At 58.2% G+C, this 15,832-nt stretch carries 13 protein-coding genes; 8 read left to right on the plus strand and 5 right to left on the minus strand.

Annotated features, from left to right (window positions below):
- Positions 1 to 205: 205 nt before the first annotated feature.
- Entirely contained in the window at positions 206 to 655 is a 450-nt protein-coding gene (locus AC2FIB_RS04215; protein ID WP_058274366.1) for a methyltransferase family protein, read from the minus strand.
- Positions 656 to 872: 217 nt separating this feature from the next.
- On the opposite strand from AC2FIB_RS04215, the gene kynU reads away from it, so the two are divergent.
- Complete coding sequence (gene kynU / locus AC2FIB_RS04220; protein ID WP_496734206.1) at positions 873 to 2,066, plus strand: kynureninase; 1,194 nt, start codon at positions 873 to 875, stop codon at positions 2,064 to 2,066.
- On the opposite strand, the gene AC2FIB_RS04225 is transcribed toward kynU, so the two are convergent.
- Positions 2,059 to 2,637, minus strand: coding sequence for a TetR/AcrR family transcriptional regulator (locus AC2FIB_RS04225; protein WP_109313080.1), 579 nt, complete (start codon positions 2,635 to 2,637; stop codon positions 2,059 to 2,061). The genes kynU and AC2FIB_RS04225 overlap by 8 nt on opposite strands.
- A gap of 99 nt (positions 2,638 to 2,736) precedes the next feature.
- On the opposite strand from AC2FIB_RS04225, the gene AC2FIB_RS04230 reads away from it, so the two are divergent.
- Together AC2FIB_RS04230 and AC2FIB_RS04235 are read left to right on the plus strand one after the other, a co-directional pair.
- Complete coding sequence (locus AC2FIB_RS04230; protein ID WP_282168808.1) at positions 2,737 to 3,201, plus strand: (2Fe-2S)-binding protein; 465 nt, start codon at positions 2,737 to 2,739, stop codon at positions 3,199 to 3,201.
- A gap of 3 nt (positions 3,202 to 3,204) precedes the next feature.
- Entirely contained in the window at positions 3,205 to 5,445 is a 2,241-nt protein-coding gene (locus AC2FIB_RS04235; RefSeq protein ID WP_496841776.1) for a xanthine dehydrogenase family protein molybdopterin-binding subunit, read from the plus strand.
- A gap of 46 nt (positions 5,446 to 5,491) precedes the next feature.
- On the opposite strand, the gene AC2FIB_RS04240 is transcribed toward AC2FIB_RS04235, so the two are convergent.
- The 3 genes from AC2FIB_RS04240 to AC2FIB_RS04250 all read right to left on the minus strand — a co-directional run bounded on the left by AC2FIB_RS04240 (position 5,492) and on the right by AC2FIB_RS04250 (position 9,080).
- Entirely contained in the window at positions 5,492 to 6,271 is a 780-nt protein-coding gene (locus tag AC2FIB_RS04240; protein WP_496734203.1) for a gamma-glutamyl-gamma-aminobutyrate hydrolase family protein, read from the minus strand.
- A gap of 225 nt (positions 6,272 to 6,496) precedes the next feature.
- Positions 6,497 to 6,922: a GlcG/HbpS family heme-binding protein gene (locus AC2FIB_RS04245; RefSeq protein WP_282119153.1), complete on the minus strand. Its 426-nt coding sequence runs from the start codon at positions 6,920 to 6,922 to the stop codon at positions 6,497 to 6,499.
- A gap of 25 nt (positions 6,923 to 6,947) precedes the next feature.
- Complete coding sequence (locus AC2FIB_RS04250; RefSeq protein ID WP_496734201.1) at positions 6,948 to 9,080, minus strand: malate synthase G; 2,133 nt, start codon at positions 9,078 to 9,080, stop codon at positions 6,948 to 6,950.
- A gap of 206 nt (positions 9,081 to 9,286) precedes the next feature.
- Here AC2FIB_RS04250 and pepN point away from each other — a divergent pair, with 206 nt between their 5' ends.
- The 5 genes from pepN (at position 9,287) to AC2FIB_RS04275 (ending at position 15,822) form a co-directional block, all read left to right on the plus strand.
- A complete protein-coding gene (gene pepN / locus AC2FIB_RS04255) occupies positions 9,287 to 11,839 on the plus strand; it encodes an aminopeptidase N (RefSeq protein WP_496841777.1) in 2,553 nt (850 codons plus the stop codon).
- Entirely contained in the window at positions 11,836 to 12,264 is a 429-nt protein-coding gene (locus AC2FIB_RS04260) for a hypothetical protein (protein WP_496734197.1), read from the plus strand. The genes pepN and AC2FIB_RS04260 overlap by 4 nt, the downstream gene beginning before the upstream one ends.
- A gap of 130 nt (positions 12,265 to 12,394) precedes the next feature.
- A complete protein-coding gene (locus AC2FIB_RS04265; RefSeq protein WP_496734195.1) occupies positions 12,395 to 13,657 on the plus strand; it encodes a hypothetical protein in 1,263 nt (420 codons plus the stop codon).
- Between the two features lie 70 nt (positions 13,658 to 13,727).
- A complete protein-coding gene (gatB, locus tag AC2FIB_RS04270; RefSeq protein WP_496734193.1) occupies positions 13,728 to 15,239 on the plus strand; it encodes an Asp-tRNA(Asn)/Glu-tRNA(Gln) amidotransferase subunit GatB in 1,512 nt (503 codons plus the stop codon).
- A 172-nt stretch (positions 15,240 to 15,411) separates the two neighbouring features.
- Positions 15,412 to 15,822 (plus strand): DUF4177 domain-containing protein, encoded by a 411-nt coding sequence (locus tag AC2FIB_RS04275; RefSeq protein WP_496734191.1) that lies wholly within the window; start codon positions 15,412 to 15,414, stop codon positions 15,820 to 15,822.
- The last annotated feature ends 10 nt before the right edge of the window (positions 15,823 to 15,832 follow it).

The following is a 15,832-nucleotide window of genomic DNA, read 5'->3' on the forward strand; positions in this document are numbered from 1 at the left end:
AAGCTGCAACGCTGACTCTGGCGTCATCGCAACACGGTTTTCACCGTCATAAGTCTCTCTCGGTGTGCCTATCTTCACTGGCAGTCCCCCTAATTTTCACTCTGACCGAGCGGGTGGTCGGTATTGTTTGTTAAGCAAAGGTGTATCCTGCGCAACATTATTTCGCAAGCGCAGCATTATTACGTTGTGTCATTACCACATCACCTCATATCCATCGGCGGGTTTGGCGTTCATATCGGGCAAAGTCGGCGCGAAAGGTTCTGCGCATTCTGTCCTCTTCTGGCACGATGAAACGACGTTCCAGAAGCCATACGAATATTGGAATCAGAACCAATGACGCTATGGCATCAAACCGCAGGATCAGGCCCGACAGGATGAGCACATCGCCCACGTATATGGGGTTTCGGCTACGTTTAAAGATCCCTGACTGCACCAGCGATGTAGGCGTTTCATGCGGGATAATCGTGGTGCGATGACGGCGAAATTCGGCTGCGGCCAGAACGATCATGATGACACCGCCACCGATCAGAACACCGCTGAGCAAATCAACAAACCCGTTGTCGAGCGACAGCCCCATCGGCATATGCCGCGCCTGCAGCCATGCAACCACAGCAAAGCCCAGCAGCCACACCGGTGGGATGTCGATTTTTTGCATGTCGGGCAGTCTTTCGTATTCGGGCAGGGCAAAGTGTCGCTTTTGCCCGATGACCTACCGCTTTTCGCTGGAAATAGCAAAATCACAGTTGGTCGCAGCCGCGCAATCGACGCGGGTCCTGACATGGATGCAGAGAGGGTCTTCGATGATGGACAGTTACTTTTGGATCAGATAGCCATTTTACATCAACAATTGCCCGCATAATGAAGAGAAAACGATGACCGACTTTGCCGCGACAAAAGCCATGTTCAACCTTCCCCAAGGCGTCGTTTATCTGGACGGAAACTCGCTTGGACCGCTGCCGCGCGCTGCCGGAGATCGGGTCAGTGACATGATGGTTCAGGAATGGGGGCAGATGCTGATCACCGGCTGGAACAAGGCAGGCTGGATGGCGATGCCGACCGGTTTGGGTGATCGCATCGGACGGCTGATTGGCGCAGAACCTGGTAGTATCGTCACCGGTGACACCCTGTCGATTAAGGTTTACCAGGCCGTTGCTTCAGCGCTGGAATTGTGCCCGGACCGCAAGGTCGTACTTTCGGACAACGGCAACTTTCCTTCCGACCTCTACATGGTGGATGGCCTGCTTCGCTCACTCGGGCCGGAATATGAACTGCGCGTCGTCGCACCGGAAGACGTAGCGGACAATGTGACCGAGGATGTAGCCGTTTTGATGCTGACCGAGGTGGATTACCGCTCGGGCCGGATCCACGACATGAGAGCTTTGACAGAACTTGCCCATGCAAACGGTACAGTGACAGTCTGGGACCTAGCCCATTCAGCTGGCGCGATTCCCGTCAACTTGGCGGCATGCAATGCAGATTTCGCGGTTGGTTGCACCTATAAATACCTGAACGGCGGGCCGGGTGCGCCCGCATTCATCTATGTCGCCCCGCGTCTGACGGAACAGGTGCGCCCCGCTTTGTCCGGGTGGTTGGGCCACGAGTCGCCTTTTGCCTTTGATCTGGACTATCGCGCCGGCAACGGGATCGAAAGAATGCGTGTCGGTACGCCTCCGATCCTTCAGATGGTCGCCCTATCCGCTGCGATGGACATATGGGACATGGCTGACATGCAGGACGTACGGACCAAATCCATTGAATTGACCGAGTTGTTCATCAAACGTGTCGAATCCGCCTGCCCCTATTTGCAACTGGCAAGCCCGCGTGATCCTGCCCAGCGCGGTAGTCAGGTGTCTTTCCGATTTGCCAACGGCTATGCCGCCATGCAGGCCCTGATTGCCCACGGTGTGATCGGAGACTTTCGCGCGCCTGACATCATGCGGTTTGGCTTCACGCCGCTGTACATTGATGAGCAGGATGTTGAAAATGCAGTCGGAATCTTGGCGGACATCATGCAGAACCGCCTGTGGGACGCACCAGAATTCAAGGTGCGTCAGCGCGTTACCTGACTTCTAGCCCCGCTCCTATCAGAGCGGCAAACTGGGCAACACGGGTTTCATATTCTTCCGCGCCAATAGCGCTGGCTTTCAGCCCTTTCAGAGTGGCCGTTATCGTTTTGGCCGTCTCGTCTGCCTCCACCTGCAACCTGACTCGCCCGGCCTGATCTTCGCGCTTCAGCCACTCGGCATATAGACGCGCAAGCTTAGCCTCGCCTTGCGATATGATTTCTGACGACATGGATTTGGTCGTATCCAACATTTCAAGCCCATGTGGGGACGCTAGGATGGTGGCCATCCCTTCGGTTTGAGCGTGAACCGCGCCCTTGAAAATGTCCGAAACTGAGCCCGGTTTGGTCAGCGCCGCAGCCACTGCAACGCTTTTCGCTGCATAGTAGAGTTCGGTTAGCTTAGTGACGATCGCCTCTTTATTTTTGAAATGCAGATACACTGCCGGACGGGACATCCCTGCGCCCTGCGCTATGTCATCCATCGAGGTCTTGCGGAATCCATACGTCGCAAAGGCCCGAAACGCCGAGTCCAGGATCGCCTGTTGCCTTGAATCTTCAGTTACATCTGCCATCCCCGAACTCGTGACACTTTTTGTTCATTTTGTCAATTGACATGCTGACACTTTTCACCAATTATGTCAGAAACCAGCCACAGCTACGAGAGGTGCGCCATGGCGACCGCCCTTAAGATCAACGGAACGCAACATCAGGTTGACCTGCCCGATGACGTCCCCCTGCTTTGGGTTCTACGGGATGAGGTCGGCTTGACTGGCACCAAATTCGGCTGCGGCGTAGCCGCTTGCGGGGCGTGTACCGTGCACATTGACGGCGAGGCTGTGCGTTCGTGCCAAGTGGCGCTGTCGGATGTCTGGGGCGATGTGACCACGATTGAAGGCATTGGCACCCCGGACGCGATGGCCGCGATTCAGCAGGCCTGGGTCGATCATCAGGTGGCGCAATGCGGCTACTGCCAGTCGGGCCAGATCATGCAGGCCGCAGCGCTGCTGGCCGAGAACCCTGCGCCTTCGGATACCGATATCGACGATGCCATGCAGGGCAATTTGTGCCGCTGCGGCACCTACCCCCGCATCCGCGCTGCAATCCACGACGCGGCATCCAAGCTGAAAGAGGCATAAACGATGGCATCCGTTGGAAAAATCCTCCGTCGTACGTTCCTGATCGGCTCGGCCGCGATTGTCGGCGGCGTGGCCTTTGGCGCCTATTACGTCAGCCGTCCGGCCGCCAATCCGCTCATACCTGCTAAGGGCGAAACCGCGCTCAGCCCCTTTGTTCTGATTGATCAGCAAGGCGTCACCCTGTTCGCCCCTCGCGCCGAGATGGGGCAAGGCGTCAGGACCACTTGGGCAGCCTTGATCGCCGAAGAACTGGATGTGGAACTAGACCAGATCCGCGTTCTGCACGGCCCCGCGGCAGCGGCCTATTACAACTCGGCCCTGGTTGGTGAGGGATTGCCGAACAAGGGTTATGACATCTCGGACTTCCAGCACAATCTGGGGGAAACGCTGGGTGTGTTAGGTCGAACGCTGGGCCTGCAAGTTACCGGTGGCTCGACCTCGATGAAGGACGGGTTCGAGCGCATGCGCGAGGCGGGTGCGACCGCGCGCGAAACGCTGAAACAGGCCGCTGCCGACCGTCTGGGCGTGGATCGTGCGCAACTGAAAACCGAGAATGGTGCTGTAATCGCGCCGGATGGGACGCGCATTCCGTATACTGAGCTTGCCGAGGCTGCCGGTCAGATTGAACCGCCGGAAGTCGAACTGCGCGACCCGTCCAACTGGCGCTTGCTGGGGCGGAGCTTGCCGCGTGTGGATGTGGTCGGCAAATCCACCGGAACGGCTGAGTTCGGGATCGATGTGCGCCCCGAGGGTCTGAAATTTGCCTCGGTCCGGATCAATCCCAAGCTGGGCGGCGAGATGAAGGGTTTTGATGCCAGCGCAGCCGAGCAGATGCCGGGCGTGGAAAAGGTGGTTGATCTGGGCAATGGCGTGGCTGTGATTGCCACCAACACATGGCTGGCCATTCAGGCGGTCGAGGCGATTGACGTAGATTGGGGCGACGCCCCCTACCCGCCGGAAACCGACGCCATTTTCACCGAAATCGCGAAATCCTTCGACGCGTCCCCCAATTCGACCATGCGCGATGACGGGGATGTTGACACTCTGCCCGACGGCGCCACCGAAATCACGGCCGAATATACGGTGCCCTATCTGGCCCATTCTACAATGGAGCCGATGAACGCCACCGCGCTGTTCACGGGATCGGCGCTGGAACTGTGGTGCGGCAATCAGGCCCCGACTCTTGTCCAGATACGCGCGGCCAACACGGCCAACCTGGACAAAGAGGCCGTCCAAATCCACACCACCTATCTGGGCGGAGGGTTTGGCCGCCGGGGTGAGCTGGACTTTGGCGAGATCGCCACAAAGGTCGCGATGGCCATGCCCGGCGTTCCTGTCCAGACCACCTGGAGCCGCGAAGAAGACATGCGCCACGACTACTATCGCCCCGGCGCAATGGCTCGGATGCGCGGTGCTGTCAAAGACGGCCAAGCCGTTCTGATTGACGGCAAGGTCGCAGCGCAATCCTGCACGCAACAAGCGGTTCAGCGCTATACTGGCCTGCCGGCTGGCGGCCCTGACAAAGTGCTGGTCGAAGGATTTTTTAACCAACCCTACGCGGTGCCCAACTATCGCATGAGCGGGCACATCGCCGATCTGGATATTCCCGTCGGCTTCTGGCGTTCAGTCGGGAACAGCCACAATGGATTCTTCCACGAGACATTCATGGACGAGATGGCCCATGCCGCAGGTCGTGACCCGCTGGAGTTCGGATTGGAATTGGCCAAGGCCGAGCACGCACCATCGGCAGGCTGCCTACTGGCCGTGAAAGAGATGTCCGGCTGGACCGGAGAAACCCCTGAAGGTGTCGGGCGCGGTGTGGCGATGACCTATAGCTTTGGCACGCCGGTCGCTCAGGTCATCGAAGTCATCGACGAAGATGGCACCATCCGTATAGCCAAGGCATGGATCGCCTGTGACGTCGGTCTGGCCCTGGACCCTGGCACAGTCGAGGCGCAGATGTTCGGTGGTATGATCTATGGCTTGTCAGCAGCCGTGATGGGTGAGATCACATTTTCGGACGGTGAGGTCGAACAGTACAACTTCCCCGACTACGACGCTCTGCGGATGCACAATGCTCCGGTGACACAGGTGAAAATTCTGGAAACGAACCACCACATGGGTGGCGTTGGCGAACCGGGGACACCCCCGTCCATGCCGGCCCTTGGCAATGCCCTTTTTGACCTGACGGGTGAGCGCGCCCGCACCCTGCCTTTGATCAATCAGTTCAATCTGCTGGTTTGATCGTGCTGCGCCGGTCCGATCCCTCTCTCTCGGATCGGCGCAGGACTTACGCGGATTGTTGGACCAATGCCCTATCCGAACCGGTTGCCCATGCATGTACAGCAGCACCGAACGCCTTGAATAAAGGGCGGGACACGGGATCATTTTCAGCATCCCATTCCGGGTGCCATTGCACTGACAACGTGAATCCGGGCGCGTCCTGAATGTATATCGCCTCGGGCGTTCCATCGGGGGCTTGACCATCAATCACAACCCGACGCCCAACCGATTTGATCCCCTGTCCGTGCAACGTGTTCGTCATCACTTCGGTCGCGCCCATCAGGCGGTGGAATACACCGCCCTCGTTTAGCGCAACGACATGACGCAGGGCAAATTTCTCTTCCAGAGTCCCATCGGGCGGCATGCGGTGGTTCATCCGACCCGGCAGTTCGCGGATTTCCGGGTACAGTGTCCCGCCCATCGCCACGTTGACTTCTTGGAACCCTCGGCAGATGCCAAAGAAGGGCTGGCCACGCTCCACACAGTCGCGCACCAGCGGCAATGTGATCGCGTCGCGCGCCCGGTCAAATTCACCATGGGCCTCAGTTGCGGGCTCGCCGTATTCTTCAGGGTGAACGTTCGGGCGCCCGCCGGTCAGCAGAAATCCGTCACAGACCTCTAGCAGCTCATCAACCGAGACATAGCGCGGATCGGCTGGGATCAGCAGCGGCAGACAGTCCGACACATTGGCAACCGCGTCCGAGTTCATCGTGCCACCGGCATGGGTCGGATATTGATCATTCATCAAATACGAGTTGCCGATGATACCGACGACGGGTCGAGACATGCTGCGTTCCTGCGTTTTCTGTTTGCTTTCCAAAAACTATCGACAGCAAGAACAGCGCGCAATAGCACAGGCCCTGCGTGTCAGCGCAAGCTCTTGTTCAACTGTGCACATGATGGAATATGAACGCGCTTTGTCTGGTACCTTGGCCATTGCCCGTTTTTATGGCTTTGCACGAACACCGCATTGGGTCAGAGAGCCCAAATGGCTCTCCGACAGTCATCAGGTTCAGATCTCGCCAATCAGGCCGGCAGTTTCGATCCCGGCCAATGCCGCTGCGGCATCATTGTCAGACGTATCGCCGGTCACGCCGACGGCACCGATCACCGCGCCCTTTTTGTCGCGCAGCAACACACCACCCGGAACCGGCACGACCTGCCCGCCATAGACGCCATTCACAGCTGCCATGAAATAGGCCTGCGCTTCGGCCCGCTGCATCTGCGCGGTACCAGCCATGCCCAGCATCACTGCGCCATAGGCCTTGCCATGCGCAATCGCGAACCGACCCGGGGCCGCGTCGTCTTCGCGTTCGAAAGCAATCACGTGACCGCCTGCATCAAGAACGACGACGGAAAGGGGTTTCAGCTCCATTTCGTGCCCCTTCTCAAGGGTCTTTCGGATGATGGTGCGGGCTTTGCGGAGGGAAACTCCCATGTCGTGTCCTATCGTTCCTGTTGGTTTAAAGGCTGGCTTTCAGTTCCAACCGGCGGGCATGCAGGACCGGCTCGGTATAGCCCGAGGGTTGCACACGCCCCTTGAAGACCAGATCACAGGCCGCTTGGAAAGCAATTCCGTCGAAACCGGGTGCCAACGGGCGATAGTCTGCGTCATTTTCGTTCTGGCGATCCACCACTGCGGCCATTTTTTGCATAGCAGCCATGACCTGCCCTTCCGAGACAACTTCATGGTGCAACCAGTTAGCCAGCGCCTGAGATGAAATCCGGCATGTCGCGCGATCCTCCATCAGGCCGACATCGTTGATATCCGGCACCTTCGAACAGCCAACACCCTGATCAACCCAACGCACCACGTATCCAAGAATGCCCTGCGCGTTGTTCTCGATCTCGCGGGTGATCTCGTTCTCACTGAGGTTTCGACCGCCCAGCAACGGAATGGTCAGCAAATCCCCCAGCGTCCCCCGCGCGCCACCGGCAGCCAGTTCATCCTGGCGGGCCAACACGTCAACCTTGTGATAATGCGTCGCGTGCAATGTCGCAGCTGTCGGCGACGGCACCCAGGCGCATGTCGCGCCGGATTTCGGGTGGCCGATCTTCTGCTCCAGCATATCACCCATCCGGTCGGGCATAGCCCACATGCCCTTACCAATCTGCGCCTTACCCTTCAGGCCGCAGGCCAAACCAATATCTACGTTGCGATCTTCGTAAGACGCAATCCACGGCGTGTTCTTGATGTCGCCCTTAGGCAGCATTGGCCCGGCTTCGATCGAGGTGTGAATCTCATCCCCGGTCCGATCAAGAAAACCGGTGTTGATGAAGGCCACCCGCGATTTCGCAGCGCGGATGCATTCCTTGAGGTTGACCGACGTGCGGCGTTCTTCATCCATGATGCCCAGCTTCACGGTATTGCGCGGCAGGCCAAGGATGTCTTCGACCATGTCAAAAATCTCGACCGAGAACGCGACTTCTGCCGGTCCGTGCATCTTGGGCTTGACCACATAGACCGAGCCTTGGACCGAATTTCCGCCGTCTCGCTTGAGATCGTGCATGGCGATTAGCGTGGTGCAGAGTGCATCCATCAAACCTTCGCCGATCTCATTGCCCTGTTCATCCAACACAGCAGGGTTTGTCATCAAATGCCCGACATTGCGGATCAGCATCAGCGAACGACCCTTCAAGCTGCCTGTCTCACCGGATGCCGTTGTAAAGCTCAGGTCCTTGGCAAGTTTGCGGGTGAAAGTCGTGTTGCCTTTGTTCACCTCTTCGGTCAGGTCACCCTTCATCAACCCAAGCCAGTTGCCATATGCCACCACCTTGTCAGCGGCATCGACGCAAGCGACCGAATCCTCGCAATCCATGATGGTCGACAAGGCCGATTCCAGACGCATATCGGCAATACGCGCCGGATCAGTGGCCCCGATAGCGCTGTGTCCGTCGATCCTGATCTTAATGTGCAGCCCGTTGTTGCAGAGCAGTACCGCATCCGGTTTGCCCGGATCTCCGTCGTAACCTACAAATTGTTTAGGATTGGCCAGAGTTGGCATCAGCGCGCCGTCCTGTACGCTCAGATCTGAGACATCAGCCCATGACCCGAAAGCCAGCGGCACTGCGTCATCCAAGAACCCTTTGGCCCATGCAATCACCCGCGCGCCCCGCGCTGCGTCGTAGCCGCCAGCCGCGGGCAGATCACCCATCGCATCCGTTCCGTAAAGCGCATCGTAAAGGCTGCCCCAACGTGCATTGGCTGCGTTCAGTGCAAATCGCGCATTGGTAATCGGAACAACTAGCTGCGGTCCGGGGATCGAGGCGATCTCGGGGTCGACATTGGCGGTTTCAATCTGGAAATCCGCACCTTCCTCAACCAGATAGCCGATCTCGTGCAGGAAGGCCTGATAGGCCTCGGCGTCGTGGTCCTGCCCTTGGCGCTCGAGATGCCATGCATCGACCTTGCCCTGAATGTCCTGCCGCTTGGCCAGAAAGGCGCGGTTCTTGGGGCCAAGCTCGGCGATCATGCGCGCAAGACCATCCCAGAAGGCATCTGCTGTGACACCGGTTCCCGGCAGGGCTTGGCCTTCGATGAACTCGGCCAGAACCGTATCCACCTGCAATCCGCTGCGCGCCTGTCTGCTGCTCATTTTGTTTCTCCCGGGAATGTGCACGACTGTATGCCGTCAGCATTTAGGACGAAAGTTTCCGATAGGCAACGTGCGCCGCAGCGTCGCGGTCAAAAAGACTTACCAAAATCAATTTTCGGGACATTCCGACGCGCGGATCGCACCGCTTGCAGCCAACCGCCACAGCCCATACGTTCGCGCAAACACAAAATCACGCGAGGCCCCTGATGCGCGACGCTGCCCCAACGACGATCTATCTGAAAGACTACACACCCTTTGGTTATCTGGTGGACAGCGTGCACCTGACGTTCGACCTCGCCGCCCACGCAACCCGCGTCACCTCTCGCATTGCATTTCGCCCGAACCCAGAGGCCAGCGACAAGACGTTCTTCCTGCACGGCGAAGACCTCAAGCTGATCCGCGCATCCATCGACGGCGCGGATATCACCCCCGAGATTACCGACAAGGGCATGACCGTTGTTACCCCCGACGCGCCGTTTATCTGGGAGGCCGAGGTTGAGATCGATCCCGGCAATAACACGGCGCTCGAAGGGCTATATATGTCGAACGGCATGTACTGCACTCAGTGCGAGGCCGAAGGTTTCCGCAAGATCACCTTCTACCCTGACCGCCCTGATGTGATGTCCACCTTCACTGTGCGCATCAATGGTGATCTGCCTGTTTTGCTGTCCAACGGCAACCCTTCGGGCAAAGGCGAAGGTTGGGCAGAATGGACCGACCCGTGGCCCAAACCCGCTTACCTGTTCGCGCTGGTCGCGGGCGAGTTGATCGCCCATCCCGGCCAGTTCACCACCATGTCGGGTCGCGATGTGGAGCTGAGCCTCTGGGTCCGTCCCGGCGATGAAGGTAAATGCGATTTCGGTATGGAAGCCCTGAGGACGTCCATGAAATGGGACGAAGACGTCTATGGTCGGGAATACGATCTGGACGTTTTCAACATCGTTGCCGTGGACGATTTCAACATGGGCGCGATGGAGAACAAGGGGTTGAATATCTTCAACTCATCCGCTGTTCTGGCCAGCCCCGAAACCTCGACCGATGCCAATTTTGAACGGATCGAAGCGATCATCGCGCATGAGTATTTCCACAATTGGACCGGCAACCGGATCACCTGCCGCGACTGGTTCCAACTGTGCCTGAAAGAAGGGCTGACCGTTTTCCGGGATGCGCAGTTTACCTCGGACATTCGCTCGGCCCCGGTAAAGCGGATTGAGGACGCCATCGACCTGCGCGCGCGGCAATTCCCCGAAGATAACGGGCCCTTGTCGCATCCAGTCCGGCCTGAGAGTTTTCAGGAAATCAACAACTTCTACACCGCGACCGTCTACGAAAAAGGTGCCGAGATCATCGGTATGCTGAAACGTCTGGTTGGTGATGAGGCCTACTCAAAGGCCTTGGATCTGTATTTCCTCCGCCATGACGGACAGGCCTGCACCATTGAAGACTGGATCAAGGTGTTTGAGGACACCACCGACCGCGATCTGAGCCAGTTCAAGCGCTGGTACAGCCAATCTGGCACGCCGCGCGTGACAGTGAGCGAAGATTGGAATGACGGCACATATACGCTGACATTGGCGCAGCACACCGAAGAAACACCTGGCCAGTCCGAAAAGCTGCCGCAAGTGATTCCCGTCGCTGTAGGTCTGCTTGGCCAAAACGGGGACGAGGTGCGCGCAACCGAGGTTCTGGAACTGACCGAAGCGCAACAAAGCTTCCAATTCACCGGGCTGGCGGCAAAACCTGTGGCCTCGATCCTGCGAGATTTCTCGGCCCCTGTGATCCTTGAGCACGATCACACCGACGCCGAACGCGCCTTCCTTCTGGCCCACGACACCGATCCTTTCAATCGGTGGCAGGCGGGACGGTCTTTGGCGCAGGACACGCTGTTGCGCATGATCCTGGAAGACGCAACGCCGGGTGCGGATTACCTGGACGGGGTGCTGGCCGTTCTGCGCGATGGCGATCTGGACCCGGCGTATCGCGCCCTGATGCTGGGTCTGCCTTCGCAATCCGAGCTGGCGGCCGCGTTGTCCGACCGGGGTGAAACACCTGACCCTATGGCGATCTGGACAGCGGTCGAGACGCTGCGGCAGGCAACAGCCCAGCACGTTCAGGACCTGCTACCGCGCTTGCACAGCGAAACCTTGATCGAGGCACCATACAGTCCCGATGCAGACCAAGCCGGCAAACGTTCGCTTGGCAATGCCGCACTGGCCCTGACGTCACGGCTTGATGGTGCGGCAATGGCAGCCGAGCAATACGCGGCGGCTGGCAACATGACACAGCAACTGAGCGCCCTGTCCTGCCTGCTGCGCGCAAGCAAGGGTGAGGCCGAGCTTTCTGCGTTCTACGAACAATGGCAGCACGACCGCCTGGTGATGGACAAATGGTTTGCCCTTCAGGTCGGAATGGCCTCGCCAGCGGCCACAGCAGACATCGCCCGCACCCTGTCCGAGCACGCCGATTTCAACTGGAAAAACCCCAATCGTTTCCGGGCGGTGATGGGTGCGCTGGCGATGAACCATGCCGGTTTCCACCGCGCAGATGGTGCGGGTTATGCGTTGCTGGCCGACTGGCTGATCAAACTGGACCCGGTCAACCCGCAGACCACGGCGCGGATGTGTTCGGCCTTCCAGACCTGGAAACGCTATGACGCAGACCGTCAGGACCTGATCCGTGCAAAGCTGACCCGCATCGCAGAAACGCCTGACCTGTCACGCGACACGACAGAAATGGTCTCGCGCATTCTCAACGCATGACGGAATTCACGTTTACACGTCAGAACCGGGCACCGCGCACTGTTGGTGTTCTGATCTGCGTCTATGCGGCCTTGTTGGCACTTGTGATCCTGTTCGACGCAGCGTGGTGGCTGGTGGTGCTGTTGGCGTTGCCTACGTTACCGGCCATTTGGGATATTGCTCAGAACACCAGCGCAGGGCTGGTTCTTGATCAAAACAAACTGCGCTGGTTTACCGGCACTCGTGAGGCCGAAATTGATCGTTCGGACGTTGATTATGTTCGCTTTGACACGCGTTGGGATTTCTCGGTGCGCGTTTCTCTGGTTCTGACATCCGGCAAGCGGATTCGGCTACCTGATGAGTCGTCTCCGCACCACAAGGAGTTCGAACAGGTCCTGCAACAGGCTGGTTTTCGAATTGAGCGTCATCACTTCGTCACATTTTGAAACAATAGGCTCATTTTTGAAGGATTAGAGGCAAATGCTAACCAGTCCCCTTCAAAGACCTTGAATTTGACACCGATTACGGCAAAGCTCTTACCCTCAAGTTTCTGGTTTGTTTGTTTCGAGTGCCGCCATGTTCTGGTTTTTTAGGGACCGTTCGTCCCGTTCCCGATCTTCTATTGCTCATCCCGCTGCATCCGGCGCGTATTTCGCTGACCCGGCTGTTTCGCCCGTGTTGCCAGACCAAGGGCAATTGAACATCCCATTGGCTGATGTTCAGGCCCAGGATGAGATTGGGCGCAGCTCGATAGAAAAAGGCCGCTTCCTGGCCAGACAGGATCGCTGGGCAGAATTGTCCGACCTGATGCACAAAGCAGACGAGGCACGGGAAACTGCACCCGACGGAATGCCTGTCGCGGAATTGCTGGCGTTTGGGGCGCGGGCCGATGTGGTTCTGGCGGCAGAACATGCGCTGTCCGATGCCAAAGCGCTATCAGAGTTTGACGTCCTGAGCGGCATTTCCGAATTGGAAGACGAGATGCGCGCGCATTCGGGTGACCCGATGATCGCCTTGGTTGTCGCTTTGGCCCACATTGATATGGCATGGGCATGGCGCGGTACGACGAACGAAGCAACCCTGCCGTCGCTGCACCAATCCCGCTGCGCCGCGCACTTCGATCGGGCAGCTGCAATCCTACCCAATTGTCGCGAGGCCGCAGCGGACAGCCCCATTGTCGCCTCGGCTGGCTGCGCAATTTTGGCGGGTCAGCGTAGAGCTAACACACGGGTGGCGGATGAGTACGAGCGGTTGATTAAGCTCGACCCGTTGAATCATCGGCACATGCGCGCGATGGGGACCCACCTGCTGCCGCGCTGGTTCGGAAGCTATGGCGAGCTTGAGGTCCAGGCACTGCGCATGGCGGCCCAAACCCAGGATATCTGGGGCGCCGGAGGATATACTTGGGTTCAGTTCGACGCGATCGCCCAGGACGAAGAGGCCTGCGCGCGTCTGGATGTCGATTTCTTCCTGGAAGGCATGCACGATATTCTGCGTCGGCGTCCGGACCAGCAAACCGTCAACATGCTGTCGGCTTACTGTGCCATCACGATCCAGAACGGCGTTGGCCAGTGCGACAAGGCTGATCTGGTGCGCAGCCAAATACACCAGGCGGCAAACTGGCTGATCCGCGATCACCTGACAGAACTGCACCCGTTGATTTGGGCCCATGCAGCAAATGGGTTCAACAACAGTGTTCGGATCAATTCACCCGAACGGTTCGCGGCCCGCGGGCAGCGCGATGCCCTGCGTGCAATTGGCGATCTGTTCCGTGATGAGCTGCGCAGCGGATTGGATGTGACGTTTACTCCGACGGGTTTGCGCCTGTCCGGGCACTGATTCCCCCTTGCCCCTAGGCCGAGCCGGGCCTAATACGCAGGCTTAGACTTCTGCGGAAATGAGGCGCGCCATGCTCGACCTGACATACGAAATGCCCAAACCCAAAACCATTGCCGGGGCCAAGCACGATTGGGAACTGGTCATCGGGATGGAGGTGCATGCGCAGGTCTCGTCCAATGCCAAGCTGTTCTCGGGCGCATCGACCCAATTCGGGGCCGAGCCGAACTCGAACGTGGCATTCGTGGACGCCGCGATGCCGGGAATGCTGCCGGTGATCAACGAATACTGCGTTGAACAGGCGGTACGAACCGGTCTGGGCCTGAAGGCGGATATCAACCTTGTATCGGCCTTTGACCGCAAGAACTATTTCTATCCCGACCTGCCACAGGGCTATCAGATTTCCCAGCTGTACCAGCCTATCGTGGGCGAAGGTGAAGTGCTGGTGGAAATGGGCGACGGCACTGCGCGCATGGTGCGAATTGAACGCATCCACATGGAACAGGACGCCGGCAAATCGATCCATGACATGGACCCGCATATGTCCTTTGTCGATCTGAACCGGACCGGTGTTTGCCTGATGGAGATCGTCAGCCGCCCCGATATTCGCGGCCCTGAAGAAGCAGCAGCCTACATCGCCAAGATGCGCCAGATTCTTCGTTATCTGGGTACCTGCGATGGCAACATGCAAAACGGCAACTTGCGGGCGGACGTCAATGTTTCGATCTGCCTGCCCGGTGCTTATGAAAAGTATCAGGAAACGCAGGACTTCTCGCATCTGGGTACGCGTTGCGAGATCAAGAACATGAACTCGATGCGCTTTATCCAGCAAGCGATCGAGGTCGAGGCCCGGCGTCAGATTGCCATCGTCGAAGGTGGCGGCACTGTCGATCAGGAAACCCGCCTGTATGATCCGGACAAAGGTGAGACACGCTCGATGCGGTCAAAGGAAGAAGCGCATGATTACCGCTATTTCCCCGACCCTGACCTGCTGCCCCTGGAAATTGAACAGGCGTGGGTTGATGACATCGCAGCCAGGCTTCCGGAACTACCGGATGCCAAAAAGGCGCGTTTTATTGGCACCTTCGGTCTGACGGATTACGATGCGTCGGTTCTGACGGCCGAAGTAGAGTCGGCTGCCTATTTCGAAGAGGTCGCCAAAGGCCGCAACGGTAAACTGGCAGCGAACTGGGTCATCAACGAACTGTTTGGCCGCCTGAAGAAAGAAGACCACGACATCACCGCCTCGCCGGTCTCGCCTGCGCAGCTGGGTGGGATCATCGACCTGATCGCCTCAGACGCCATTTCTGGCAAGATCGCTAAGGATTTGTTCGAGATTGTCTACACCGAAGGCGGCGACCCGGCGCAGATCGTTGAAGAACGCGGCATGAAACAAGTTACCGACACCGGTGCCATCGAAACTACGCTGGACGAAATCATCGCGGCCAACCCATCGCAGGTCGAAAAGGCCAAGGTGAACCCGAAACTGGCAGGCTGGTTTGTTGGTCAGGTCATGAAAGCAACCGGCGGCAAGGCGAACCCCAAAGCCGTCAATGAGTTGGTCAGCAAAAAGCTGAGCTCGTAAGCCTTTCAGTCCAAGAAACTGCTACGGCAGGGTCCGTGCGTCTGGCCCGGACCTTTCCGGTCCCGCGCGCGGAGCGCAACAGACAAAACAGAATTTGCCCAACGGGCAATGATGACTGTTCGAAACCCGACAACATGTTAGATTGCCAGGGATCGGCAACCAGGAAAATCTGATGCAGCGCTACGAATACAAAGTTGTCCCCGCCCCGCAAAAAGGCACCAAGGCCAAGGGCGTCAAAACTGCCGAAGGGCGGTTTGCAGTGTCGATCGAACAGATTCTGAACCAGATGGGGCAGGATGGCTGGGAATACCAACGGGCGGAACTTCTGCCAAGCGAGGAACGCTCAGGGCTGACCAGTTCCACCGTGAACTGGCGCAATGTCCTGGTGTTTCGGCGTGAGATTGCAGCTGAGTTTTCTGCGGAGCGCGAGTCGGTTGAAGACAGCGATGATGCACCCGTGGCTCAGCCGGTGCCCGGACCAGAAGAAGTGCAGGCGCCTGCACCGATTTCAGAAGAGGTCAAAGACCCGCCATTGACCCTGAAGCCCACGGATCTGTCCGAAAAGGACAAAGAGCAGACCTAAGCGGTCTGCT

It is taken from the genome of Ruegeria sp. YTSA072 (assembly GCF_059610285.1).

Excerpts from the sequence above, each read along its gene's own strand:
- AC2FIB_RS04265 (WP_496734195.1), top strand. The coding sequence starts at position 12,395 with ATGTTCTGGTTTTTTAGGGACCGTTCGTCCCGTTCCCGATCTTCTATT.
- AC2FIB_RS04230 (WP_282168808.1), top strand. The coding sequence starts at position 2,737 with ATGGCGACCGCCCTTAAGATCAACGGAACGCAACATCAGGTTGACCTG.
- pepN (WP_496841777.1), top strand. The coding sequence starts at position 9,287 with ATGCGCGACGCTGCCCCAACGACGATCTATCTGAAAGACTACACACCC.
- AC2FIB_RS04275 (WP_496734191.1), top strand. The coding sequence starts at position 15,412 with ATGCAGCGCTACGAATACAAAGTTGTCCCCGCCCCGCAAAAAGGCACC.
- AC2FIB_RS04245 (WP_282119153.1), bottom strand. The coding sequence starts at position 6,922 with ATGGGAGTTTCCCTCCGCAAAGCCCGCACCATCATCCGAAAGACCCTT.
- AC2FIB_RS04215 (WP_058274366.1), bottom strand. The coding sequence starts at position 655 with ATGCAAAAAATCGACATCCCACCGGTGTGGCTGCTGGGCTTTGCTGTG.
- AC2FIB_RS04260 (WP_496734197.1), top strand. The coding sequence starts at position 11,836 with ATGACGGAATTCACGTTTACACGTCAGAACCGGGCACCGCGCACTGTT.
- gatB (WP_496734193.1), top strand. The coding sequence starts at position 13,728 with ATGCTCGACCTGACATACGAAATGCCCAAACCCAAAACCATTGCCGGG.
- AC2FIB_RS04225 (WP_109313080.1), bottom strand. The coding sequence starts at position 2,637 with ATGGCAGATGTAACTGAAGATTCAAGGCAACAGGCGATCCTGGACTCG.
- AC2FIB_RS04250 (WP_496734201.1), bottom strand. The coding sequence starts at position 9,080 with ATGAGCAGCAGACAGGCGCGCAGCGGATTGCAGGTGGATACGGTTCTG.
- AC2FIB_RS04240 (WP_496734203.1), bottom strand. The coding sequence starts at position 6,271 with ATGTCTCGACCCGTCGTCGGTATCATCGGCAACTCGTATTTGATGAAT.
- kynU (WP_496734206.1), top strand. The coding sequence starts at position 873 with ATGACCGACTTTGCCGCGACAAAAGCCATGTTCAACCTTCCCCAAGGC.
- AC2FIB_RS04235 (WP_496841776.1), top strand. The coding sequence starts at position 3,205 with ATGGCATCCGTTGGAAAAATCCTCCGTCGTACGTTCCTGATCGGCTCG.